This is a genomic window from Phytomonospora endophytica, assembly GCF_014202425.1.
GTDB classification, from domain to species: domain Bacteria; phylum Actinomycetota; class Actinomycetes; order Mycobacteriales; family Micromonosporaceae; genus Phytomonospora; species Phytomonospora endophytica.
Window position 1 is genome coordinate 1 of record NZ_JACHGT010000011.1, and the last position, 23,203, is coordinate 23,203.

A 23,203-nucleotide genomic window follows, 5' to 3' on the forward strand; every position below is an offset into this window, starting at 1 on the left:
GGGGGGGGGGGGGGGGGGGGGGGGGGGCCGCCCCCCCCCCCGCCCCCGCCCCCCCCCCCCCCCCGCAACGCCCCCGATCTCAAAGACGCAGGGGTCCCGGTGGAGCGGGTGAACCCGCCCCCAAGGAACCAGACGCTCCGGTGAAACCCCCAAACCCCCAAACCCCCCATCACCCCCCGCCCCCAAACCTCCCCAAAAACGTCCCCACCGCCTCCGCCGCAACCCCCTCCAGCTCCCGCTCCTCCTCGGCCTCCGCCCCGAGCGTCAACCGGTTCAACGGCGCCGCGACCGCCAACCACGTCAACTGCTCCGCGGCCACGTCGGCGTCGCCGATCCGAAGCACCCCGCGCACCATCAGTTCCCGCAACGCGTCGGCGAGCAGCTCCTGGTTCCGCCGCCAGCTCCGGTCCAGATAGTCGGCCGCGACCTCGGGAAACCGCTCGGCCTCCGTCGCGACCAGCGTCCGCATCTGCCGCACCGGCGCACTGAGAATCCCCGCCTGCATGACCCGCGCCAGCCGGTACAGCCCTTCCGCCACATCCTCCGCGTCGAGCAGGGCCCGCACATGCGGCCGCATGACGTCGTGCCCCTTGTCGACCCAGTCGCGAACCACGGCCGCGTACAGCAGGTCTTTCGACGCGTACCGCCGATAGAGCGTCTGCTTGGAAATGCGCGCCCCGGCGGCAACGGCGTCCATCGTCGCGCCCGGATACCCGCTGCTCAGGAACACTTCCCGAGCGATGGCGAGGAGTTCGGCCCCGCTGCTCCCGCCGGGCCGCCCACGCGTCCGCCCGGACGAGGCGGAAGCCGCGGGAGCCGCAGAAACCGCGGAAGCTGAGGTAGGGCCCGGAGCGGAGCCGGGAACCGAATTCTGCGACATCCCCTAATAGTACTGGACAGTACTCAACTCGCAGGGTTATAGTACTGCCACGTACTAAAAAGGAGCCCACATGCTCGCCCTAGGCATCACCCTCGCCGCGATCGCGGCCTTCATCCTCAGCAGCGTCTACTACGCCCTCCTCGCCCCCGTCGAGCGGAAGGCCCTTGGCGGCAAGGCCCTGGACCGAGGCCGCCCCACCCCCGTGAAGATCGTCGCCGAGATCGTCCGCACCGCGGCCGTCGCCGCCGTCTTCGCCTGGATCGCCTCCGAAGCCGGCCGTCTCTCCCTCCCGGACGCCCTCCCGCTCGCACTCCTGCTCTGGGTCGGCTTCCCCGTCGCGATCCTCACCGGCTCGGTCGCCTGGGAGAAGGCGGCCCCGTTCACCGCCGCCATGCACGCCGGCGACTGGCTGCTCAAACTCCTGCTCATCGCCGCCATCGTCGGCGCCGTCAACTGATCCCCGAAAGGACCGCGTCATGAACACCTCAGCGCACCCCACCGGCCCCCTCGACCACACCTTCACCGCGACTCTTCTGCAAAGCCCGGCGAAAGGCGGCTGGACCTACGTCGTCATGGACGGCTCGGCCGACTTCTTCGGCACCCGGGGCCGGGTGAAGGTGTCCGGAACCGTCGACGGTGAACCGTTCACCACCTCCTTCATGGCCCTCGGCGACGGCACGCACAAGCTCCCGGTCAACGCCGAACTCCGGACCGCGATCGGCAAGCACGCCGGCGACACCGTCGCCGTCCACCTCGAAGAGCGCCTCGGGTGAAGAAGCCGTGTCTCCCGTCACTCCCCATCGGGCCCGCCTCCAGGTCATCCGCCTGCTCCCAGCCGAGTCCCAGGTTCGTCTCAGCCCGGTCACAGCGCCCGTCGGCATATTCGAACTACGCCTCGCGGCGACACTGATCGGGGCGGGCGCCGGGTGAGTCGGAGTGTTCTCGTTTCAAGTCGACGAGGGGCGATGGGGCGAGAGACTGACGACCTCCCTACATCCGGCGCCCGCCCCAACCCATGTTCAGGGCGGTTCTGGGCAGCTCCCGACGTCGGGGGCACCTCCTGAAGGGGCCGGGGTGACGCGGCGGGGGCTTCGGCCCCCGCACGCGCGTGCTGGCCGCCTCGATCAACAGGTGCGTACCCTCGGTTCCGTGACGGAACTCGCGGTGGGCTTCGACCTGGATCTGACCCTCTTCGACACGCGGCCCGGGATCGGCGCCACGTGGCGGGCGGTGTCGGCCGAGAGCGGCACCTTCATCGACGTCGATCGCATCGTCTCCCAGATCGGCCCGCCGATCCAGGACCTCATCGCGCCGTACGTGCCGGCCGGCGAGATCGACGACTACGTCGCGCACTACCGCCGCATCTACCGCCACCACGGCCTCGCGGTCTCGCCGCTGCTGCCGGGGGTGCGGGAGGCGATCGCGGCGATCCGCCGCAACCACGGCAAGGTCTACGTCCTCACCGGTAAGAACGGCCACGACGCCACCCGGCACATCGAGCACGCCGGGCTGGAGGTCGACGAGATCATCGGCTGGGTCTGGGCCGAGCAGAAGGCCGTCGCGATGCGCGAGCGCGGCATCACCGTCTACATCGGAGACCACCCCGCCGACATCGCCGCCGCGCATTCCGCGGGCGGCGTCGGCGTCGGCGTCCTCACGGGCAACGACGACGAGACGACGCTGGCGGCGGCAGACGTCGTCCTGCCGTCCCTTGTGGACTTCCCCGCCTGGCTCGAATCCCACCTGACGCGGCAGCGCATGGAAACCCTTACGGCGGGACTGAAGTCGTACGGGTCGCTGATGGTCGCCTTCTCCGGCGGCGCCGACTCGGCGTTCCTCCTCGCCGCCGCCGCGCGCGTGCTCGGCCCCGGCCGGGTGATCGCGGCGACCGCGATCTCGCCGAGCCTGCCGTCGGCGGAACTGGACGCCGCCCGCGCCTTCGCCGCCGGGCTCGGCGTGCGGCACGAGACCCCGGAGACCGACGAGATGGCCCGCGCCGGTTACCGCGCCAACGCCGGTGACCGTTGCTACTTCTGCAAAGCGGAGCTTCTCGACACCCTGGGGCCGCTGGCCGCGGCCCTGGGGGTCGACGCCGTCGCGACGGGTACGAACGCCGACGACGCCGTCGCCGGGTTCCGTCCGGGCATCCGCGCGGCGAGCGAGCGGGGCGCCGCGACGCCCCTGCGCGACGCCGGGCTGACCAAGACGCAGATCCGCGCGCTGTCGAGGGACTGGGGACTGTCCACATGGGACAAGCCCGCGGCGGCCTGCCTGTCGAGCCGCGTCGCCTACGGCATCGGCATCACCCCGACGCGGCTCGCGCGCGTCGAGCACGCCGAGTCGGCGCTGCGCGCCGCCCTGCACGCGGCCGGTGTGCCGGTGCGCAACCTGCGCGTCCGCGACCTCGGCGACGAGGGCGCGAAGGTCGAGGTCGACGCCGAGCACATCGCCGCGTTGACACCGGAGCTGCTCGCCGCCGTCGAGGGAGCCGGGTTCCCGGCGGTGACGGTCGACGCGCGCGGTTTCCGGTCCGGGGCGATGAACGAGATGCTCGCCGAGCCGGAGCGGTTCCGGTAGGCGACAGCTCGGCGTATTGTCGCTATTGAGGCAGAATCAACGGAAATACGGGCGGTGATCGTCATGCCCACGATCAAGCGAAGTGTCACCACGCTCCCGGCGGGCGACCTGGAGCGGGCCAAGAGCTGGTACGCCGAGAACCTCGGCCTCAAGCCGACCGCGGAGGACGCGAGCGGTCTCGTCTACGAACTCGACGGCGGCACGAAGGTGTGCCTGTTCCCGTCGACGGGCCGCGCGAGCGGAGACCACACGCAGGTCTCCTTCGACGTCGAGGACCTCGAAGCGGAGGTCAACGGCCTCAAGGCGAACGGGGTCGAGTTCGAGGACTACGACCTGCCGGGCTTCACGACGCGGAACAGCATCTTCACCGAGGGGGACGCGAAGGCGGCCTGGCTGCACGACTCCGAGGGGAACATGATCTGCCTGTCGGAGGGGCAGGGGTATTAGGGGAGAGGGCTCGGCGGCGAGCGACCGGCGGCCGAGCACGCTCGCGGAAAACGTCGCACCTCGCCCGTATCGTGATTTTTGGGGCCCCTTGGGGGCGGGCGATGGCTCGCGCCCCCGCCACGGGCCTCACCCCCGGCGTGCCTGCGAGCGCGGGGCACGAACGCGAGAGGTCGCGGCGCGCTGAAACGTGCGCTGCCCCAAGCCCGCCGCCTCAACCCCCCACGGCACCCTCCCGCCCTTCCTCCCACGTTCGCACCACCCGCTTCGGCGCCTTCAGCCGCCACGCGTCCTCCAGCACCTCCCGCAACTCCTCCGCCCCGACCTCCGTCAGGCGCACGCGCATCCAGTGGTAGTTGTCGTCGTGTCCCTCCTTGACGAAGTACTTCTCCGGCTCGCCCGCCAGCAGTGCCGCCCGCTCGCCCTTGTCCACGGCGACGCCGACGGTCTCCGGCTCGTCGGGGTCCATCGAGGTGAAGATCTTGTCCCTCACCCGGTAACACGTCATGCCCCACGCGGGCCTCTCGGTCACCTCGGGCAGCGACTCGGCGGCGGCCCGCCACTCGCTCTCGGTCGTCATCACCGCAGTGTCGCACCGCCCTCCGACGCTCGGCGGAGCCTTCTCACGACCCCGCCCGGCCCGCCACGTAACCTGATGCGCTGGAGGAGAGGTGGGCTTGTGACCGGTACCGCGCGCTACCAACGCGGACGACTCGTGCCCGCCCTCGGCCTCCTGGCCGCCGCGTGGGCCGTGCCCGTCGTCACGCACCTGATCTCGCTCGACTGGCTGCTCCTGCCGCTCATGGTCGGCGCCGTCGCCTGCGTCATCCGCGCGGGCCGCTCGCTTGTCGACCGGCTGATGATCTCGCTGTTCATCACCCTCGGCGGCATCATCGTCTTCGGCCTCGCCTACTCGGCGTGGCCGTGGGGCCTGTCGCCGGTCCCGATCGCGGGCACCTGGTTCACCGGCCTGCTCGCCATCGCGTTCTTCACCGACCGCCGCCCCAGCGTTCCGACGCGGCTCCTCGGCAGCGACCTCCTCATCGCCTCCGCGGCCGTCGTCGGCGGCCTCATGGCCCGCTGGCCCGTCCTCGGCCGTGACTTCGAGACCTCCCTGCGCTACACCTCGGCCCGCGAGGACATGTTCCGGCACTTCTCGCTCTTCGACGCCATCGGCTACTTCGGCGGCTACCCGGTCTTCAACGAGCCCGAGGTCACCCGCATCACCGCCGACATGGACGTCTACCCGCCCGGCGCGCACTTCCTCTACGCGGCGGTCGACAACTTCCTGCGCAGCTCCAGCGCCCCCGGTGACACCGAGGTCCAGTTCTGGAACTACTACGGCTACACCGCGATCGGTTTCGGCCTGCTCTGCGCGACCCTCGTGTGGGCGACGCGCTGGGCGGCGGGCCCGACCGTCGCCGGCTGGCGCCGCGCGCTGGTCTGCGCGTTCGTCGGCGTCGTCGTCGTGTCCGGGCCCCTGACGACCCTGTTCTGGCAGGGCTACGACTCCGAGATCATCGGCCTCGCCCTCCTCGCGGTGACCTTCGCGCTGCTGCTGCGGCCGCCCCCGTCGGCCTACGAGTGGATCACCACGGTGACGCTCCTGGCGGCCGCGACGGTGATCACCTACAACCTGTTCGCGCTGTTCCTGCCCGCGGCTGCCGTCGCGGCGGTCATCGCCTACCGCAAACGCCTCGCGCCGATCTGGAAGTACACCGTCGGCGCGATCGTCGTCGCCGGGGCCGCGGCCTCCTTCGTGTTCTGGCAGCAGCTCCTCGTCGGGCTCGGCCCGAGTCACACCAACGAGATCGGCGGGATCGTCCCCTTCGACCGCGGCACGGTCGCCGCGCTGGGCCTCGTCGTCGTCGCCGCGATGCTCAGCCGGACCGGCCGCCGCGTCGCGGTCTGGCCGATCGCGGCGGTCACCATCGTCATCGGGCTCGGCATCGTCATGGCCTTCGCGGTGCAGCAGCTCGCGGCCTTCGGCGAGACCAGGTACTACCTGGAGAAGCTGATCCACGTCGTCTACGTGCTGGCGCTCGTCGGCGTCGGCGCGGTCGCGCTGTTCCTCAAGCCCTGGCGCGGACTCGGTTCGCGGCGGCTGGAAGAGGGCGTTCCCGCCCTGGCCGCGCTGGTCATCATGGTCGTCGCGGCGGGCATGCTCCCCTCGGCGACCGACAAGATCTTCACCGCCTGGCCAACCTTCCACCCCGGCCCGAACACGACCTGGGCGCAGGGCTGGACCTCGCGGAAGGTGCAGTCGCCCTTCGACGACGCGACCAAGGCCCTCGTGGAGAGCGACCTGATCGACGGGTCGCCGAGCCTGGTCGTCTACAACGACGACGGGCACTTCAACCGGCACGTCACGATGTTCGTCGGGGTCCTCAACCGCGACACCGGCACGATCACGCCGCCGATGGAGCTCGTCGACGACATCGACGGGCTGGGAAACCCCGCGCTGGACGCCGACGGGCGCGTCACCGGCCCCGCCGCGGACGCCCTCAACGCCCTCAAGGACGCCATCCGCGCGACCGAGTACCCGCTGCAGGTGATCGTCGGGAACCAGGCCGTCGCGGCCGAACTGGCGGAGTTCTCGCTGGCCAATCCGAACCTGAAGCTTCGAGTGGAGTACCTCCCGGAGATGCAGCTAGCCTAGGCGGGTAAGTGTTGCGTCTACGAGCTGAGGTCAGCGGTGCCCACGGGTCGAGTCAAGTGGTACGACACCGAAAAAGGTTTCGGATTCATCTCCCGCGATGACGGGGACGGCGACGTCTTCGTGCACAAGGCCGCGCTCCCGGACGGCGTCGAGGCGCTGACCCCCGGGCAGAAGCTCGACTTCGGCGTCATGGACACCCGCCGGGGTGTGCAGGCCATGACCGTGAAGATCCTTGAGGCGCCCCCCTCGGTGGCGGCGGCGACCCGCCGCTCCCCGGAGGATCTCAACAGCCTCATCGAGGACATGATCAAGGTCCTCGAAATGAAGGTGCTGCCCTCCCTGCGCCGCGGCCGCCACCCCGACCGCCGTGCCACGGCCAAGATCGCCGAGGTCGTCCACGCGGTGGCGCGCGAGCTGGAGGTCTAGCCGTCGCTTCGGACCGCCGCCGCGTCGCCCAAGGGTGCGGCGGCGTTCCCGCACCGGGGGGCACTCGGCCGGGGCGGGCACGGGCATGCCGCCATGAGCGCGCGCGGTGAGGCCCGGTTCCTCAAGAGTGCCGCGATTCGTCCCGCTTTCTCCCTAGGCTGGGATCACCGCCGCCGACAGGGAGGACCCGCCATGCGCGTCGCCGTCACCACCCCTACCGGCAACGTCGGCCGCCACGTCCTCGCGAGCCTCGTGCGCGCGGGAACCCGGCCGCGCGTCCTCGTACGCGATCCGGCGAAGCTCGATGCGTCCCTCGCCGATTACGTCGAGGCCGTCGCCGTCGACCAGTCCGACCGGTCCGCCGTCGTCGCGGCCACGAAGGACGTCGACGCCCTCTACTGGGTCGACCCGCCGTCGGTGGATCCCGACCCCGTCGCCGCCTACGCCCGCTTCGGGGCCGTCGCCGCCGAGGCGGTCGCGGCCAACGGCATCGGCCGCGTCGTCTTCCAGAGCAGCGTCGGCGCCGAGAAGCGCACCGGCGCCGGCGAGATCGACGGCCTCGCCCGCACCGAGGAACTTCTCGACGCGACCGGCGCGGACGTCGCGCACCTGCGCTGCGGCTTCTTCTTCACCAACCTCATGCTCGAACTCGACGCGATCCGCGCCGGGACGATCGAGGTGATCCTCCCCGTCGATCAGCCCATGGGCTGGGTCGCGCCACGCGACATCGCCGAGGTCGCCGTCGGGCGCCTGCTCAACCCAGGCTGGTCCGGCCGTGTCGTCCAGGCCGTCCACGGCCCCGCCGACCTGACCTGGGAACAGGCCGCCCGCGTCGTCACGGAGGTCACCGGCCGCGAGGTCGGCGTCGCACGGATCCCCGACGGCGTCATGCGCGAACGCCTCACCGGCGCCGGCCTGCCGCCCGGCTTCGCCGACGGGATCATGGGCATGTCGACCGGCCTGCGCGACGGTTTCACACCCGAGCAGGAGCGCACGGCGCGGACCACCACGCCGACCAGCCTCGCCGCGTGGTGCCACGAGGAACTGCTGCCCGCGCTGGCCGCGCGCGCCACCCCGAAGGAAGGCCCCTAGACCTCCGCCTTCGGCACCAGTCCCAGCTCGGCCGCGCGACCCAGCAGGGTCCGCACCGCCGCGTAGCCCTCGTCGCCCAGATCCTCGGTGAACGTGTTCACGTAGAGGCCGATGTGCTGCGCGACGACGTCTTCGGCCATCTCCTGCGCGTGCTCGACGACATAGTCCTTCGACGCCTCCGGATGCGCCCACGCGTATCGCACCGACGCCCGGATCGTCTCGGCCAGCGCGGCCGTGTCGAGCCCCTTGCGCGCGAGGATCGCGCCCAGCGGGATCGGCGTGCCCGTCTCGCCCTCCCACCACTCGCCGAGATCGGCCAGCGAGGTCAGCCCGTAGTCCTGGTACGTGAACCGCGCCTCGTGGATCACGAGCCCGGCGTCGAAACGCCCGTCGCGCACGCCGGGCATGATCTCGTGGAACGGCACGACCTCGATCCGCCCCGGCTTCACGCCGTCCAGCCACAGCCGGAACAGCAGGTAGGCCGTCGTCCGTTCGCCCGGGACGGCGACGACGGCGCCGTCGAGCTCGGTGCGGCCCGCGGTGAGCACCAGCGGCCCGCAGCCGCGCCCGAGCGCCCCGCCGCACGGCAGCAGCTCGTAGTCGTCGAGCAGCCACGGCAGGGCCGCGTAGGAGACCTTCACGACGTCGAACTCGCCGCGCTCGGCGGCGTGGTTGGTGACGTCGACGTCGGCGTAGGTCACGTCGACGGGCGGGCCGTCGACGAGACCGTGCGTCCAGGCGTGGAACGTGAAGGTGTCGTTGGGACAGGGGGAGTAGGCGAGCTTAAGCAAGGCCGCCGACCGCCTTCGTCAGCGCGGCGAAGGCGTCCTGCAGGCGCCAGCCGTCCTTGTCGCGCGGGCCGACGATGTTGGAGATCGTGCGGATCTCGGCGAAGGGCACCCCGCACAGCTTCGCGGCGGTGGCCACCCCGAAGCCCTCCATGGCCTCGGCGTGGGCGTCGGGATACCGGCCCGAGAGTTCCTCGGCGGTCTCCTGGGTGCCGGTGACGGTCGCGAGGGTGAGGACGGCGCCACGGCGCCCCTCGATGTCGGCGGTGATGGAGGCGTCGGCGCTGATCGAGGAGACCCCGCCGAAGCCGAGGGAGACCACCGGCAGCCACCCGCGCGGGCTCTGCGCGCCCAGGTCGGCGGCGATGGCGCGCGTCGCGACGACCGTGTCGCCGATCTCGGCGCGCCCGGCGAAGGCGCCGGCGATGCCCGCGCTGACGACGCCCCGGTAATTGCCCTTGGAGAGGAGTAGTGCGGTCGCCGCGGCGGCCTGCGCTGGACCCAGACCGATGGTCTGGACCGAAATGTCGGCGTTGTCCTTGAGTCCCGCGCGCACCGCGTCGCGTTCGGCGTCGACCGCCGTAACGATGAGGAGAGTCACGGGTTGTCAGGGTAGTCCTCCGCCCGAGACCGCTTGCCGGGTCGGTACAGGTGGTAACCGGCGGGGGCGTCGTTCTCGCCGCCCGTGGCGAACGGTTCGGGGATCGTGACGGTGGGTGGTTCCTCGTTGTCGTCTTCGGCGAGGTGCGGATCGGTGCCGGTCAGGCGCTCCGAGCGCAGACCGCGGGCGCTGAGGTAGGTGCGGACGGTCGCGACGAGGACGACCAGCGCCAGGACGGCCAGGCCGAGCGGCCCGTTGAACGGGATGATCCCGACGCCGCCCCCGGCGACCCACGCCAGGATCAGCAGCGTCTCGGAGTGCGCGAAGGCCGAGGCGCGCACCTCGGGGCGGACGCGTTCCTGGATGACGGCGTCGACGGCCAGTTTCGCCGCGCCCGACGCCGTCGCGGTGACCACGCACAGGACGGCGACGGTCCCGAGGTTGTAGACGGTGCCCGCGGCGACCGCGACGACCGTCGTGGCGGCCAGCGCGATCGTCTGGATGCGCAGGGGCCGCCGGATGCTGATGCGCGTGAACGCGGCGGTCGCGGCGAAGGTGCCGAGCCCGAGGGAGGCGGCGACGACGCCGAGGGCGAGTTGCTGCGGGAGCTTGACGGGGACGGGGAAGTCGCCGGCGCGGCTGCGGAAGGCGAGGTAGAGGGTGAGGAAGCCGTAGCCGAAGCGCAGCGCGCCGGAGCCGAGGAGGCTCGCCCAGACGAGTTTCCCGCTGAGCACGCGGGTGTCGCGGCGGCCGGGGAGCCGGAAGAGGCGCGGGGGCGTCTCCGGCGGCTGGGAGTCGGTGCGGGGCGGGAGGCGCAGCGCCCACACCATGCCGACGAGGAAGACGACGGCGGCGGCGCGCAGAGTCCAGGCGGGCCCGGCAAGGGCCGTGAGAAGGCCGATGGGGAGCGCGATGGCTCCGGCGACGGTTCCGTAGAGGGACGCCCGCGCGCCCGCCTCGACGAGGCTGAGGCCTTCGGGCAGCAGGCGGGGGATGGCCGCGCTGCGAGCGACCCCGTAGGAGCGCGACAGCAGGAGGATGCCGAAGGCGGCGGGGTAGAGGCCGAGACCGTCGAGGTTGTCGGAGGCGATCCAGACGAGGAACGCGCGGCCGAGCATGGTGGCGGCGAGGGCGTAGCGGCGGCCGTGGCGGACGCGGTCGAGGACCGGGCCGACGAGCGGCGCGAGGAGCGCGAAGGGCGCCATGGTGACCAGGAGGTAGAGCGCGACCTGCCCGCGGGCCTCGTCGATGGGGACGTTGAAGAAGATCGTCCCGGCGAGACCGACGGCGACCAGGGTGTCCCCGGCGCAGGAGGCGGCGTGGAGGTCGAGCAGGCGCATCATGCCCGTCTCGCCGCCACCGCCCTTCTCCCGGGCGGAGCCGACCTGGCGGCGGGCGAAACCGCCGATGCCGCGCGCGACGGCGAGCGCGCCGCGGGCGAGTGCCCGGACGGCGCGGAAGAGCGTGACGATGAGTCGGCGCACAGCCCTATCATCCCCGTTCCCGGCGACCACGAACCGTGAGCAACAATAGGCTGGTGACCACCAGCATCGCGACTCGCCGCGCCCGGCTCGACCGCACCTGTGCCGACGCCGTCGACGTCGCCCGTGAGGCGCTCGACGAGACCGGCGCCGAGGGCGTCGGCGATTACGTCGAGGCGGTGAACGAGGGCGACCGGCTCGTCACGCATCTCTTCGAGTGCGAGTTGCCCGGGTACAAGGGCTGGCACTGGGCGGTCGTGGTCACGCGTGCTCCGCGGGCCCGCAAGGTGACGGTGTGCGAGACGGCGCTGTTGCCGGGGCACGACGCGATCAGCGCGCCGGTGTGGGTGCCGTGGTCGGAGCGGCTGGCGCCGGGTGACGTGGGTGCCGGGGATCTGCTTCCGACGGCTCCCGACGACGACCGGTTGATGCCGGCTTACACGTTCTCCGACGATGACGGTGTCGAGGACCTGGCCTTCGAGCTGGGGGTCGGGCGTACGCGGGTGATGAACCGCGAGGGCCGGATGGAGACCGCTCAGCGTTGGTACGAGGGCGATTCGGGACCGGAGGCGGAGATCTCGACGAGCGCTCCGGCCGACGCCCGCTGCGGGACGTGCGGTTTCTTCCTGCCGCTGGCGGGTTCGCTGCGGCAGGCCTTCGGGGTGTGCGGGAACCTGTACGCCGCCGATGACGCGCGTGCCGTGTCGGCCGACCACGGTTGTGGCGCCCACTCGGAGGTGCTCGTCGCGGCCGAGGGGCCCGTCGATCACCTGGAGACGGTGTACGACGACAACGCCGTGGAGTCCCTCGAAGGGGAGTAGCCCTTTTACCCGGTGGTGAGGTCGGGCGCGTCCAGGACCCACAGCCAGGCGCCGTCGGGCTGCCGCCGGGCCACTTCGGCCGACACCGTGCCGCCTTCGAGGCGTGTGGACGTCAGGGCGAGGTTTCCTTTGCGCACGGCTTTGCGGGTGCGTCCGCGCACGAGTGCGGGTTCGCTCGCCAGGAAGCCGGCGTAGTACGCCCGGATCGCCGCACGCCCGCCGGCGAGTTCGCCGCCGGGGAGTTCGAGGACCGCGGCGGCCTCGTAGAGCGAGGCGAGGCCGTCGGCGTCGCGCGCGGTGGCGTGCTCGAACCACAGGCGGGCGAGATCCTCGGGGGTGCGGGCCTTCTCTGGTGCGGTCATGGGCCGATCATCGCATTCCGCGCCCGTCCACTGTGATGCGCCGGACAGGGCGCCAACGCGTGTTGACATAGCCGGGCCGCAGTGCTTCACTTAAGTCAACAAGCGTTGGCCAACACTAGTTGACCAAGATCCAAGGGAGTCCGCCATGACCACCACCGACGTACTCGTCATCGGCGCCGGCCCGACCGGCCTCCTCCTCGCCGGGGATCTCGCGGCGGCGGGTGTCGGCGTCACCGTCATCGAGCGCCGGACCACCGAGTCGAACCTGACCCGCGCGTTCGCCGTCCACGCCCGCACCCTCGAAGAGCTCGACGCGCGCGGCGTCGCCGACGAGCTCGTCGCGGCGGGCCGCCCGCTCGCGTCCCTGCGCCTGTTCGGCTCGGTCGCCCTCGACCTCGGCGAGCTCCCCACCCGCTTCCCGTTCCTCCTCGTGGCGCCGCAGTACGCGACCGAGCAGGTCCTCGAACGCCGTGCGCTGGCCGCCGGTGCCGTGATCACCCGCGGCCTCAAGGTCACCGGCGTCCGCCAGGACGACACCGGCGCCGAGGTCGACACCGTCGACGACGCCGGAGCGGTCGCGACCCACCAGGCGTCGTACGTCGTCGGCACCGACGGCCACCGCAGCGCCGTCCGCGAGGCGCTCGGCCTGTCCTTCCCGGGCGAGTCGGCGGTCCTGTCGGTCGTGCTCGCCGACGTCCGGATGACCGAACCGCCCGAGCACCTCCTGACCGCCGACAGCGGCCCGGCGGGCTTCGTCTTCACCGCGCCCTTCGGCGACGGCTGGTACCGGATCATCGCCTGGGACCGCGACCGTCAGCTGCCCGATTCGGCTCCGGTCGACCTGGAGGAGCTGCGGGCCCTCATGGTCACGCTGCTGGGCACCGACCACGGCATGCACAGTCCACGATGGACCTCGCGTTTCCACAGCGACGAGCGTCAGGTCGAGCGCTACCGCGTCGGCCGTGTCTTCCTCGCCGGCGACGCCGCCCACGTGCACTCCCCGGCGGGCGGTCAGGGCATGAACACCGGCATTCAGGACGCCGCCAACCTCGGCTGGAAGCTCGCCGCCGCCGTCCAGGGCTGGGCGCCCGAAGGGCTGCTCGACACCTACAACGCCGAACGCCACCCGGTCGGCCGGACGGTCTTGAAGACCAGTGGCACGCTGCTTCGCATGGCGCTGCTGGGATCCAACGCGGCCCGTGGACTGCGCAACGTCCTCGTGAAGACCGCGATGAGCCTCCCGGCGGTCGCCAGGCGCGCCACCGGGATGCTGTCGGGCGTCGGGATCGCCTACGACGCGCCGAAAGGCGCGCACCGCCCGGCCGGTGAGCGCGCCGCCGACGTCCCGCTCGTGGGCGGGCGGCTCTACGAGCTCCTGCGCGCGGGGCGGCACGTGCTGATCCCGGGTGAGGGCGCGAAGGCCACGGTGGACGGACGTTTCGAGACCGGTGTGGCCGCCGAACCCGGCGACACCACGCTGCTCGTGCGCCCCGACGGCTACATCGCCTGGGCGGGCAGGGACGCGAGCTCCGCGCAGATCGACGCGGCCCTCGCCGCCGCCGGGCTCACGGCCTAGCCCGACACCGGACGCGACCGCCCCGGCGGTCGCGTCCTCGTTTGTCAGGCGAAGGGATCCCAGGCCTGGACGACGCCTTCACCGCCGGACACGACCACCAGGGCGCGGCCGTCGACGTCGGTGGTCGCGAGCATGTCGCCGTGGCAGGGGATCGGCGCGGCGGCCTCGGAACCGTCGGCGGGGTCCCAGATCCGGGCGACGTCGTCGTCGCCGATGCCGGCGATCAGGGACCGCCCGTCGTGCTCCAGTACGGCGAGCGCGCGGGCGGGCGGCCCGGCGATCGGCGGCAGGGCCTCACCGGTGTCGAGGTCGCGCAGGTGTATCCCGTCGAAGTCGCCGCCCGCCGCGATGACCGCCCGTCCGGCGACGGTCGTGACGAGGGTGACGCGTACCTGTCCGGGCAGGGCCCAGGGCTCCCCGAGCTGACCGGTCGCGCGTACGTCCCAGACCCGCACGCCGGAGTCGTGGCTCCCGGTCGCACCGATCACCCGGCCGTCTACAAGGGACAGTGAGGCGCCGGAGACGCCGTCCTCGTGGCCTTCGAAGGGTTCGCCCATCATCGCGCCCTTGTCGAGATCCCAGGCGATGACGAGGCGGCAGCCGTCCCCGCCGCCGGACAGGCCGACCAGCCCGCCGGGCGTCGACAGCAGCGCCACCGACCACAGATCCCAGTCGTGCGCGGCGAAAGGCCCGCGCACGAGCTCGCCGGTCAGCGCGTCGTAGAGCCGGACCGCGCCCCCGGCGGGCATCTCCAGATCCTCGTCGGAGGAGTCGAAGCACTCGGCTCCGTCGTCGTGGACGTGTTCGTCGGGATCGTCGTGCTTCGAACCGGCCAGCATCAGCGCGCGCCCGTCATGCCAGGCGAAGGCCAGCACGGTGGCGAGGTCCTCCTCACCGAGGTAGTCGGCGAGATGCGCGTCGAAACCCTCGTGCCGCAACAGGGTCACGCGCAGTTCGGAGTTCTGCGGATCCCAGGCCCACACCGGCCCGTCGTGGAACTTGCCGAGGACCAGGGGTCCGGCCGGCGTCGCGAAGGCGCCGACGGTGTCATATGCGCGCTCGGGAAGCGAGATCTGCGACAGCAGTCGTGGATCGGACATGCCGCAGGCTAGCCCGATCTTGCCCCAAAGGGGAAGGCCCCGCCCGGTTTCCACCGGACGGGGCCTTTGATCCCTTGTGTCGTTTACAGTCCCGCACACTGCCCGGAGGCGCGCCCGATGACCCGGTTGGCCGTGCCGTCGTTGCCCGGCGCGGGGTCGTTGCCGGTGCAGGACAGCAGCCCGGTGATCCGGTTGCCGCCGATGGTCACGCCACCGGTGTTGGCCGACAGCGAGATCGCGCCGGTGATCGTGTTGGCGGCGCAGTCGCCGCCGTCGCCGATCACGACCGGCCCGGTGGCGCCGCGCACCGACAGCGCGCCGAGCACCGTCGAGCCGCAGAGCCGCGTGTACGCCGCCCCGTTGACCTGCACGGCCCCGATCAGCGTCGAGTCCGACACCAGCAGGCTCGCGCCCGGCGCGACCGTGACCGCACCGATCTGGCGGGCGCCGTCGAGGCACACCGTCCCGGTCGTGACCTTCAGGACGCCGATGTGGTCGCCCGTCACCGTGCTGGTGCACTTCGGCAGCGTCGAGGGCCGCAGTTTCACAAGCTGCGGGTCGTGGTCGCTGGCCTGGACGGAGAACTCGGCGTTGATGTGCACCACGTCGTACTCCACATCGGACAGCGCCGGCGAGACCAGGATGTGGTCGAGCGTCTGCGAGAGCCCGTTGAAGACGTAGGAGTAGCGCTCGGTCTCGGGCAGCGTGTTGATCATGTCGATCAGGACGCCGCCGTCGGTCAGCGCGGCCAGGGCCGGGCTGTACTGGTAGTCGTTGATGTCGCCGGCCACGACGATGTTGGCGTCCTCGTCGACGTCCAGGACGGACTTGACGAAGGCGTTGACGAGCGTGGCCTGCTTGGTCCGCTGGACCTCCGAGGTGCGGTTCGGCGGCTGGAAGCGGCCGTCGGCGTTCTGGTCGCCGCCCTTGGAGTTGAAGTGGTTGGCGACGACGATGACCTTCTCGCCGCCGAACAGGAACTCACCGGCGAGGGGCTTGCGGCTGCTGGTCCACGCCTCGTCGGCGGGCGCGATGCGGCCCGGCGACACGCTCAGGGCGGCGGTTCCGTCGCCGTCGGCGCCGACCGTGACCGGCGTCGTGGCGTCGCCGCCGGGACGGTCCACGAAGGACACCCGCGCGGGGTCGAAGAAGAAGCCGACCCGGATGTTGCCGCCGGGCTGGCCGCCGTCCTGGCCGTCCTCCGGGCTGATCTGGCGCCAGTCGTAGGCCGGGCCGCCCGCCGCGGTGATCGCCGCGGCGAACTTCGCGAGGGTCTGGTCGGCGCCGACGGTGCCGTCGTTGGTGGTCCCGTTGTCGTCCTGGATCTCTTCCAGGACGAGGATGTCGGGCGAGGCGAGGTTGTGCACGACGCCCTCGGCGAGGGTGGCGAACTTGTCGGCCGGGTCCTTCGGGTCGAGGTTCTCGACGTTGTAGGTCGCCACCGACAGCTGGTCCTCGGCCTGCGGCGTGGTGACCTCACGGGTGTTCGTGCTGGGCGTGACGCCGCCGACCGTCGTGGCCGCGATGCCGTATCCGCCGAACAGCGAGTAGTCGACCGGGCCGCTCGTCGCACCGGTCAGTACGGCGCCGACGTCGGCCTGGGGCGCGTCACCGGAGACCGGGACGACGACGATGCGCCCGGTGGGGGTCTTGTCGTAGCCGGTGTTGACGGTGCCGCCGCGCGTGGAGGCGTACTCGCCGGGCTTGGCGGTGATGTAGATCTCGCCGAAGTCGTTGCCGGCGCCGACGACGCGGGCGTCGTCGACCTGGACGCTCATGCCCTCGCGGCTCTCCCAGAAGTCCAGAGTGGACCGGGCCGGGTCGACCGTGACGAGGTCCTCGACGTTGCCGCTGGCCGAGACCGGCGCGTAGACGCCCGGGATCGTGTCGGGCGTGATGAGTTCCGGTGCGGGCACGGCGTTCCCGGTCGAGCAGACCGCGACCGTCGGGTTGGTGATCTCGGTCGTCGACAGCGTCGACACGTTCGGGAAGGTCTCACCGGAGGGCACCGGGTAGAAGTCCTGGACCTTGCCCGAGACCATCACCGCGTCGCCGACGGCGACGTTGAGCGCCCCGCCGGAACCGACGAAGACGAACACGGCCTCACTGGTGGCGCCGTCGGCGTCGGGCTGCGCGTCCTGGATCCAGAACCCGCGTCCGCTCGCACCGCGCACGGCCGTGACGACGCCCGGGACGTCGGTGACGTTCTGGTCGTCGAAGGGCGAGATCCAGGTGTCGCCCTGGATGTCGTGGATCCGCGCCGGGCCGGGCTCGGCCGGGCAGGTCGGGTCCGGGTCGCCGGAACCGTTGGCGGCCTTGGGGGTCGGGACGGCACCGGTGAAGTCGGTGGCGTTGACGTCGGTGTCGGCCGCGGCGGTGCGCTGCACCGACTGGGTCGCCGAGGCGCCCCCGACCGGGCTGCCCTCACGGATCAGGGCCGTGCCGTAACCGACGAGGTCCTTGATGGACGCGACGGTGCCGCAGTTGGCGTCGGTGCACGTGAGCGCCGCGGTGCCGTTGACCAGCGCGACGGTGCCGTCGGAGCCGCCCATCGGGATCGTGCCGGTCACGTCGGGCGCCGGAAGCGGTTGCGTGCCACCGGTTCCCTTCGCCTCGGCGATCAGGTAGAAGGCGCCGGGCGCGAGCGTGCCGGTCAGCGGTGTGACCTGCCATGTGCCCGTGCCGCTGCGCGAGTGGTACTGGACCGACCAGCCCGACAGGCTGATCGGCGCCGAGCCGCGGTTGGTCAGCTCGATGAAGTCCTGGGTCAAGGTGGCGCCGGAGTTGCCGCCACCTCCGTACACCTCGTTGAGGACGAGGTCGGCCGACGGCGCGCTCCACGCGGGAGCGGCGGCCAGCGGCGCGATGGCGGCGGCGAGTACGAGGGCGGCGAAGCCGCTCACCGCACGGGTTCTGGGTAGGGGCACGTAATGCTCCTGAGGGGATGCGAATGGGCTTTACGAGGGGTGATTGTGCCTCGCGAAAGTTATCAGGCCCGCGTGCGCGAGGGCAGGCGAGCGGGAAACTTTCGGTGGCCGTTGAACCAACGCCGCGCGATGGCCGCCGCGGACGCGCCGGTAACCGCACGGTCGGTGACGGTTGGCCGCTTTCGCGGGCCCTACTGGCAGGTCACGCAGTCGTCGCCGCTCTCGTCGGCGCCCACCGCGATCGCCACGGCCAGCCGCTCGTCCATGACCGGGTCCCGGTCGTCCTGCGGGAACAGCCGCAGCGGTCCCGTTCCACCGTCGGCGCCGAGGGCGTCGTCGGGGTTGGCGAGCATGCAGTGTTCGAGGGACAGGCAGCCGCAGCCGATGCATCCGGCGAGGGTGTTGCGCATGTGGTTCATCTCGGCGATGCGCGCGTCGAGGACCGTGCGCCAGGCGTGGGCGAGGCGCACCCAGTCGCCCTGCGTGGGGGTGCGGCCGTCGGGCAGGAGCGCGAGTCCCTCGCGGATCGTCGACAGCGGGATGCCCAGGCGCTGCGAGGCGCGGATGAAGGCGACACGGCGGAGGATGTCGCGGCGATAGCGGCGCTGGTTCCCGCTCGTACGGCGGGACTCGATGAGACCCTTGCGCTCATAGAAGTGCAGCGCGGACACGGCGAGGCCGGAACGTTCGGCGACCTGTCCCACGGTCAGTTCGGTGCACGAGGGCGAAATCTGCGACACCGCTGAACCTTAACCTTGATTCGGCTTGAACCCAACCGTGAGGGTCGTCAGGTCGACGACGGCGTCGTACACGAAGTCCGCGGCGACCTGCGCGTTGCGTCTCGCCGCGGCCGTGGCCGCGCTGGTCGCGCCTCCTTCGCCCAGTTCGGTGATGACCCCGGCGAGTTCGGCGCAGCGGTCCTCGGCGGTCTCGGGGTCGAGGGCGGCCGGGCGGGTCGCGCGCCGGGTGGCGGCGTCGACGAGACAGCTCGCGGCCAGCAGGGCCGCCACGATCGCGAAGGCCGAGCCGGTGACCGACCAGGCGGCGACCGTCGCCGCGAGCCCGCAGCAGACGGTGACGACGTCGCGGACGGCCGGGCTGAACCCGCGCGGCGGGGGATGGTCGAGACGCGTCGCCGACTGGAGCATCAGGTCCCGTGCGGTGGCCAGCCGCCCGACGGCGTGCGCGACCTGCTGGCGGGTCGTGTCGAGCGCGAGCAGCGCCCACAGCACCGGCCGCAGGGAACGCGAGACGCGGCCCGACGCGACCGCCAGCGCGCAGCCCTCGTGGTCGTGATGCTCGGCGCTGTCGGGGAAACGGTGCCGGCCGGTGTCCCAGTCCTTGTCGTCGAGGGCCAGGACCGCCTGGCACACCGAGGTCTCGGCGTGCGCGAGGAGCTCGCCGACGTTGGTGGAGTCGCCGCGGTCGAGCGGGCGCAGGGGGATCCGCGCGGTCTTCGCCGGCAGATCAGAGCGGACGTCCACAAGGGACGTCCGCAGGTCGGCCAGCGGTTCGGGGGAGCGGGTCCACAGCAGTGGCGGGACCCGGTTCCCGCGACGGCGGCGCAGTTTCCGGTACGCCGCCGCGGCGAGTCTCCCGGCGGCCAGGCCGGCGAACACCGCCGCCGCGCAGCGCACCCATCCCGGCGCCCCGCCGAACGGCAGCAGCACCACGATCGTGGCCGCGAGCGCCATCGCGCCGTAGCGCGCGGCGACCCCGTGCCAGCGCCGGGCCCCGGAGCCGACGACCCGCGCGGCCCGGTCGGCGTCGTCGGCGGCACCGACGAGCCGGTCGAAGGCCAGCACCGCCCCCGGTTCGGTGCGCTCGGCGTGCGGCACGGCCGCCTCCCTTGCCAGGCGGGCGATCCGGCGCAGCCGGGCGGCGAGATCGAGATGGGCGCGGGTCACTGGCTCCTCCGGTGGCGCAGACCTTTCGGCCATGCAACCTCATCAGTGTGTCGTTTTGGGGCCTTTGTGGGCCGGAGTCAGCCTTTCGGAAGACGGATATGGGTCCTTCGTGTCTTTCGAGCTTGGCATACCCGGCGAGCGCACGATGTGAACGTCATAGCCCACCGCGATAATCGCGGCATGGAAATGTGGAACAACCCGTCGTGCTCCAAATGTGCCGGTGCGCGCGCCCGGCTGGACGCCGCCGACGTCGGTTACCGTATCCGCCCCTACCTCGACGAGCCGCCGAGCGCCGAGGAGCTCACGGAGGTGCTGCGGCGGCTCGGGGCCGAGCCGTGGGACATCTGCCGGACGGGCGAGGCGGCCGCCGCCGGGCTCGGATTGTCCGCGTGGGGCCGGGAAGCGGCCGACCGGGAACGCTGGATCGCCGCGATGGTCGCGCATCCGAGTCTCATCCAGCGGCCGATCCTGATCTTCGACGACGGCACCGCGCTGGTCGCCCGCACGCCCGAGGCGCTCGACGCGGCGGTCGAGAAGGCCTGACGTGTACGCCGTCCTCGACCTGGAGACCACCGGCCTGTACAACCGGGACCGGATCGTCGAGGTGGCCATCGTGCACGCCGACTCCCGCGGCGCCATCACCGATCGCTGGCACACCCTGGTCAATCCCGAGCGCGACCTCGGCCGCCAGGACGTGCACGGTGTCCGCGCCGCCGACGCCCGGCGCGCGCCCCTCTTCGCCGACATCGCCGGGGACATCGCGATCCGGATGCGCGGCCGGATCCCGGTGGTGCACAACATCACCTTCGACGGCCGGCTCCTCACCGCCGAGTACGCCCGCCTCGGTCTGGAGATCCCGCACCTGCCCGAGTACGGCGTGTGCACCATGTCGTGGGCGGCGGAGTACCTGCCCGGCAACGCCCGCAGCCTCGCCGCCTGCCGGGCCGCCATCGGCCTTACCGGCGACCGTCCACATGAGGCGCTCGACGACGCGCTGGCCACGGCGGCCCTGCTGCGCGTCTACATCGAACGGGCCGGGGATCCGCCGCCGTGGGCGGTGCTGGCGTCGACGGCGGCGACGATGCGCTGGCCCGGCCTGCCGCACGGCGTCGTCGCCGAACGCCACCGGACGCTCGTGGACGTGCCGGGCGAGTTCGTCGCGCGGATCCCGGCGGCCCGGACGGGTCCGCCCGGGGATCCGGCACGGTATCTGTCCACGGTGGACATCGCCTTGCTCGACGGCTGCGTCTCGGCCACGGAGGCCGACCAGCTCGTCGCGATCGCCGCCGCCGAGGGTTTCGACCGCGATCACGTCCTCGGCCTGCACCGCGCCTACCTGCGCGGTCTGGTCGCCGAGGGCGTCGGGCGCGCCGACCTCGCCGAACGGGCGCGGCTGCTGGGGCTGTCGTCGGTCCCGGCCTCGCCGGGAACGCCCGTGGCGCGGCGTTTCGCGCTGCGGCCCGGGGACATCGTGGTGCTGACCGGTTCCTTCCCGGAGACGAAGGAGTACTGGGCCGAGGTCGCCGACGCGGCCGGGCTCACCGTCGCCGGGCACGTGTCGCGGCGGACGGCGCTGGTCGTCGCCGCCGACCCCGATTCCATGTCCGGCAAGGCGACCACGGCCCGCCGCTACGGCGTCCCGGTGGTGTCGGCCGAAGGGCTGCTGCGGGCCATGTCAGCCGGGTTCGAGCACGCCGGTGGCCAGTCCGTCCTCGACGGTCCGCCGTAGCGCGGTGCCCATCGCGGTGATCTGTTCGGCGGACTCGGCGAAGTCGCGCAGCATCGCGAAGGCCCGGCCGAGGGCGCGCTGCTCGGCGACCGGGATCCTCGGCACCGTCAGGCGCCGCACGATCTCTCCGGTGAGCGCCGGGCCGCGGTCGAGCAGCGCCTTGTTCGCCGGTCCGCCCAGGAAACCGGCCAGGAACAGCGAATCCAGCCGCACCGGCACCGGCCGGAGCACGAAACGCGACCCGGCGGCCTCGGCGTTGGCGGCGGTGATGACGGTCGGTTCACGACGTTCACCCACCCCGCGCAGCACGATGTCGCCGACCTGTGGCACCTCGGCGCGCAGGATCGCCAGGGAGCCGTCCTGTTCCAGTTCCGCCACGGACGCCTCGCTGCGGGCGGCACCCGCCTCGGAGGCGGCGAAACGCAGGCGCGCCAGGTCCTTGCGGAACGCCCGCAGCCGCTGGTCGAGCCCTTCGGCGAGCCCGTCGGCCATGGAGGCGACGACCTCGGCGCCCAGCGGCTGATGCGAGACGTGCAGGGACGGCGTGAGGTCGACCGCGCCTTCCAGCAACGCCGACGACGCCACCGCCAGACGCATCCCGGAGGCGGGCACCTCGCCGGTGGCGGCGAACTCGCGCCACGCGGGCAGCACCAGTTCCGACAGCCGTTTCCAGGCGATCTCGCGCCCGTCGGCGCAGGCCGAACCGTCCACGAACAGCGTCCTTTGTGGAGCATCGTCCGCGCCGGGCGCGACCAGGATCCACAGGTGCAGCCCCAGATGCGCCGGGGCCGCCGCACCCGGGGGCAAGCCGACGACGGCCCGCAGCGCCCCGCGACGCAGCAGCTCGGCGCGGATCGCGCGCCCGCTCGGCCGCGACGCCACCGCGGGCGGCAACAGCACCACGACCGGGCCGCCCGGCTCGGTCAGCCACAGGCAGTGCTGAAGCCAGGCCAGCTCCGACTCGTTGCGCGGCGGCCGCCCGAAGGTCCAGCGCGGATCGGCGCCGCGGGCCACGGCGGCGCGCTCCTTGAACGGCGGATGGCACACCACGGCAGAGGCCGCGACGCGCTCGCCGGGCGCCTCGCCGATGCCGGGGGCCGCGTGGATCTCGCCGAGCCCGCCGTCGAAGGCGAGCCGGACACCGGTCAGCGCGGCCAGCCCGGGATCGCTTTCGCGGCCCAGGACACGGCCCGCGCCGGCGTCGAGCGCGGCGGCGAGGAGGTTCCCCGAACCGCAGGCGGGGTCGAGGACGGCCGGGCGGGGACCGGCGACGGCGGCCATCAGCGCGGCCAGTTCCGGCGGGGTCTGCGTCGCGCGGGGCGCGACGGTGGCCAGCATCCGGCCGTGCAGTTCGGCGAAGAGCCGCCGGGCACCGCGTTCGGCGGCGACGGGCGCGACCTCGGCCGCCAGGCCGGTCCAGGATTCGTCCACGTCAAAGGGACGCGGCCCACCGGTCTCCAGGTGCAGCAGCAGGGCCGCCAGCGTCGGCACCGTCGAGTGGTCGACGCGCCTGCGCAGTGAGGCCCACAGCTGCTCGGCCCGGCTCAGGGCCGGCAGCCGCCGCCGGCGGCGCAGCCAGCTGACGACCTGCTCGCGGTCGTAGGCGGGGCTGGCGGCCGTTCCGCCCGAGGGATCGGGGAAGTCCTCGTGCCGTCTGCGCCAGTGGCTGACGGTCGCGCGGGTGACGTTCGCCAGGCGCGCGATGTCGGCGGCGGTGATCATCGTCGCGTGCGGCATCCCTTTGCTCCCAACGGTAAGGCCCAGGCCACGGTACTAGCCGTTGCAAGATATCGACGATTTGACATAGCTGACACCATCGCTCCGGCGGCATGT

At 72.3% G+C, this 23,203-nt stretch carries 22 protein-coding genes; 11 read left to right on the forward strand and 11 right to left on the reverse strand.

Annotated elements, in window-relative coordinates:
* Window positions 1–169 precede the first annotated feature (169 nt).
* On the reverse strand, window positions 170–880 hold the full coding sequence (locus HNR73_RS23765) for a TetR/AcrR family transcriptional regulator (protein WP_203686729.1): 711 nt from the start codon (window positions 878–880) through the stop codon (window positions 170–172).
* Between the two features lie 70 nt (window positions 881–950).
* Here HNR73_RS23765 and HNR73_RS23770 point away from each other — a divergent pair, with 70 nt between their 5' ends.
* The 4 genes from HNR73_RS23770 to HNR73_RS23785 all read left to right on the forward strand — a co-directional run bounded on the left by HNR73_RS23770 (window position 951) and on the right by HNR73_RS23785 (window position 3,904).
* A complete protein-coding gene (locus tag HNR73_RS23770; RefSeq protein ID WP_184789823.1) occupies window positions 951–1,337 on the forward strand; it encodes a DUF1761 domain-containing protein in 387 nt (128 codons plus the stop codon).
* A gap of 19 nt (window positions 1,338–1,356) precedes the next feature.
* The gene (locus HNR73_RS23775) at window positions 1,357–1,653 is read left to right on the forward strand and encodes a DUF1905 domain-containing protein (protein WP_184789824.1); all 297 of its coding nucleotides are present in this window, start codon (window positions 1,357–1,359) and stop codon (window positions 1,651–1,653) included.
* Between the two features lie 376 nt (window positions 1,654–2,029).
* Window positions 2,030–3,457 (forward strand): ATP-dependent sacrificial sulfur transferase LarE, encoded by a 1,428-nt coding sequence (gene larE, locus HNR73_RS23780; protein ID WP_203686727.1) that lies wholly within the window; start codon window positions 2,030–2,032, stop codon window positions 3,455–3,457.
* Window positions 3,458–3,520: 63 nt separating this feature from the next.
* Window positions 3,521–3,904 carry a VOC family protein gene (locus HNR73_RS23785; RefSeq protein ID WP_184789825.1) on the forward strand — a complete coding sequence of 128 codons (384 nt, stop codon included), beginning with the start codon at window positions 3,521–3,523 and terminating at the stop codon, window positions 3,902–3,904.
* A 211-nt stretch (window positions 3,905–4,115) separates the two neighbouring features.
* Here HNR73_RS23785 and HNR73_RS23790 read toward each other — a convergent pair whose 3' ends face one another.
* On the reverse strand, window positions 4,116–4,481 hold the full coding sequence (locus HNR73_RS23790) for an MmcQ/YjbR family DNA-binding protein (RefSeq protein WP_184789826.1): 366 nt from the start codon (window positions 4,479–4,481) through the stop codon (window positions 4,116–4,118).
* A gap of 99 nt (window positions 4,482–4,580) precedes the next feature.
* On the opposite strand from HNR73_RS23790, the gene HNR73_RS23795 reads away from it, so the two are divergent.
* The 3 genes from HNR73_RS23795 (at window position 4,581) to HNR73_RS23805 (ending at window position 8,078) form a co-directional block, all read left to right on the forward strand.
* The gene (locus tag HNR73_RS23795) at window positions 4,581–6,560 is read left to right on the forward strand and encodes a hypothetical protein (RefSeq protein WP_184789827.1); all 1,980 of its coding nucleotides are present in this window, start codon (window positions 4,581–4,583) and stop codon (window positions 6,558–6,560) included.
* A gap of 36 nt (window positions 6,561–6,596) precedes the next feature.
* The gene (locus tag HNR73_RS40840; RefSeq protein WP_184789828.1) at window positions 6,597–6,986 is read left to right on the forward strand and encodes a cold-shock protein; all 390 of its coding nucleotides are present in this window, start codon (window positions 6,597–6,599) and stop codon (window positions 6,984–6,986) included.
* Window positions 6,987–7,178: 192 nt separating this feature from the next.
* Window positions 7,179–8,078, forward strand: a complete 900-nt coding sequence (locus HNR73_RS23805; RefSeq protein WP_184789829.1) for an NmrA family NAD(P)-binding protein — start codon at window positions 7,179–7,181, stop codon at window positions 8,076–8,078.
* Here the strand turns inward: HNR73_RS23805 and HNR73_RS23810 are convergent.
* The 3 genes from HNR73_RS23810 to HNR73_RS23820 are packed head-to-tail and all read right to left on the reverse strand — an operon-like array spanning window position 8,075 to window position 10,951.
* Entirely contained in the window at window positions 8,075–8,869 is a 795-nt protein-coding gene (locus HNR73_RS23810) for a 1,4-dihydroxy-6-naphtoate synthase (protein ID WP_184789830.1), read from the reverse strand. The genes HNR73_RS23805 and HNR73_RS23810 overlap by 4 nt on opposite strands.
* Window positions 8,862–9,467 (reverse strand): futalosine hydrolase, encoded by a 606-nt coding sequence (locus HNR73_RS23815; RefSeq protein WP_184789831.1) that lies wholly within the window; start codon window positions 9,465–9,467, stop codon window positions 8,862–8,864. Before HNR73_RS23815 ends, HNR73_RS23810 begins: the two co-directional genes overlap by 8 nt.
* Window positions 9,464–10,951: an MFS transporter gene (locus tag HNR73_RS23820; protein WP_239122287.1), complete on the reverse strand. Its 1,488-nt coding sequence runs from the start codon at window positions 10,949–10,951 to the stop codon at window positions 9,464–9,466. Before HNR73_RS23820 ends, HNR73_RS23815 begins: the two co-directional genes overlap by 4 nt.
* A gap of 35 nt (window positions 10,952–10,986) precedes the next feature.
* Here HNR73_RS23820 and HNR73_RS23825 point away from each other — a divergent pair, with 35 nt between their 5' ends.
* Window positions 10,987–11,769 carry a DUF3027 domain-containing protein gene (locus HNR73_RS23825; RefSeq protein WP_184789833.1) on the forward strand — a complete coding sequence of 261 codons (783 nt, stop codon included), beginning with the start codon at window positions 10,987–10,989 and terminating at the stop codon, window positions 11,767–11,769.
* A gap of 5 nt (window positions 11,770–11,774) precedes the next feature.
* Here the strand turns inward: HNR73_RS23825 and HNR73_RS23830 are convergent, their stop codons facing one another.
* Window positions 11,775–12,131 (reverse strand): YybH family protein, encoded by a 357-nt coding sequence (locus HNR73_RS23830; RefSeq protein WP_184789834.1) that lies wholly within the window; start codon window positions 12,129–12,131, stop codon window positions 11,775–11,777.
* Between the two features lie 145 nt (window positions 12,132–12,276).
* On the opposite strand from HNR73_RS23830, the gene HNR73_RS23835 reads away from it, so the two are divergent.
* Window positions 12,277–13,707, forward strand: a complete 1,431-nt coding sequence (locus HNR73_RS23835; protein ID WP_184789835.1) for an FAD-dependent monooxygenase — start codon at window positions 12,277–12,279, stop codon at window positions 13,705–13,707.
* A 44-nt stretch (window positions 13,708–13,751) separates the two neighbouring features.
* On the opposite strand, the gene HNR73_RS23840 is transcribed toward HNR73_RS23835, so the two are convergent.
* The 4 genes from HNR73_RS23840 to HNR73_RS23855 all read right to left on the reverse strand — a co-directional run bounded on the left by HNR73_RS23840 (window position 13,752) and on the right by HNR73_RS23855 (window position 19,641).
* Window positions 13,752–14,807 (reverse strand): WD40 repeat domain-containing protein, encoded by a 1,056-nt coding sequence (locus tag HNR73_RS23840; RefSeq protein WP_184789836.1) that lies wholly within the window; start codon window positions 14,805–14,807, stop codon window positions 13,752–13,754.
* A gap of 83 nt (window positions 14,808–14,890) precedes the next feature.
* The gene (locus HNR73_RS23845; protein WP_203686725.1) at window positions 14,891–17,734 is read right to left on the reverse strand and encodes a DUF8508 domain-containing protein; all 2,844 of its coding nucleotides are present in this window, start codon (window positions 17,732–17,734) and stop codon (window positions 14,891–14,893) included.
* A gap of 191 nt (window positions 17,735–17,925) precedes the next feature.
* The gene (gene soxR, locus HNR73_RS23850; RefSeq protein ID WP_203686723.1) at window positions 17,926–18,474 is read right to left on the reverse strand and encodes a redox-sensitive transcriptional activator SoxR; all 549 of its coding nucleotides are present in this window, start codon (window positions 18,472–18,474) and stop codon (window positions 17,926–17,928) included.
* Window positions 18,475–18,483: 9 nt separating this feature from the next.
* Window positions 18,484–19,641 carry a hypothetical protein gene (locus HNR73_RS23855; protein ID WP_184789837.1) on the reverse strand — a complete coding sequence of 386 codons (1,158 nt, stop codon included), beginning with the start codon at window positions 19,639–19,641 and terminating at the stop codon, window positions 18,484–18,486.
* 180 nt (window positions 19,642–19,821) lie between these two features.
* Between HNR73_RS23855 and HNR73_RS23860 the strand changes: the two genes are divergently transcribed.
* The gene (locus HNR73_RS23860) at window positions 19,822–20,184 is read left to right on the forward strand and encodes an ArsC/Spx/MgsR family protein (protein WP_184789838.1); all 363 of its coding nucleotides are present in this window, start codon (window positions 19,822–19,824) and stop codon (window positions 20,182–20,184) included.
* Window position 20,185: 1 nt separating this feature from the next.
* Window positions 20,186–21,370, forward strand: coding sequence for an exonuclease domain-containing protein (locus tag HNR73_RS23865; protein ID WP_184789839.1), 1,185 nt, complete (start codon window positions 20,186–20,188; stop codon window positions 21,368–21,370).
* On the opposite strand, the gene HNR73_RS23870 is transcribed toward HNR73_RS23865, so the two are convergent.
* Window positions 21,317–23,107, reverse strand: a complete 1,791-nt coding sequence (locus tag HNR73_RS23870) for an N-6 DNA methylase (RefSeq protein WP_184789840.1) — start codon at window positions 23,105–23,107, stop codon at window positions 21,317–21,319. The two genes, HNR73_RS23865 and HNR73_RS23870, sit on opposite strands and share 54 nt — an antisense overlap.
* Window positions 23,108–23,203: the final 96 nt, after the last annotated feature.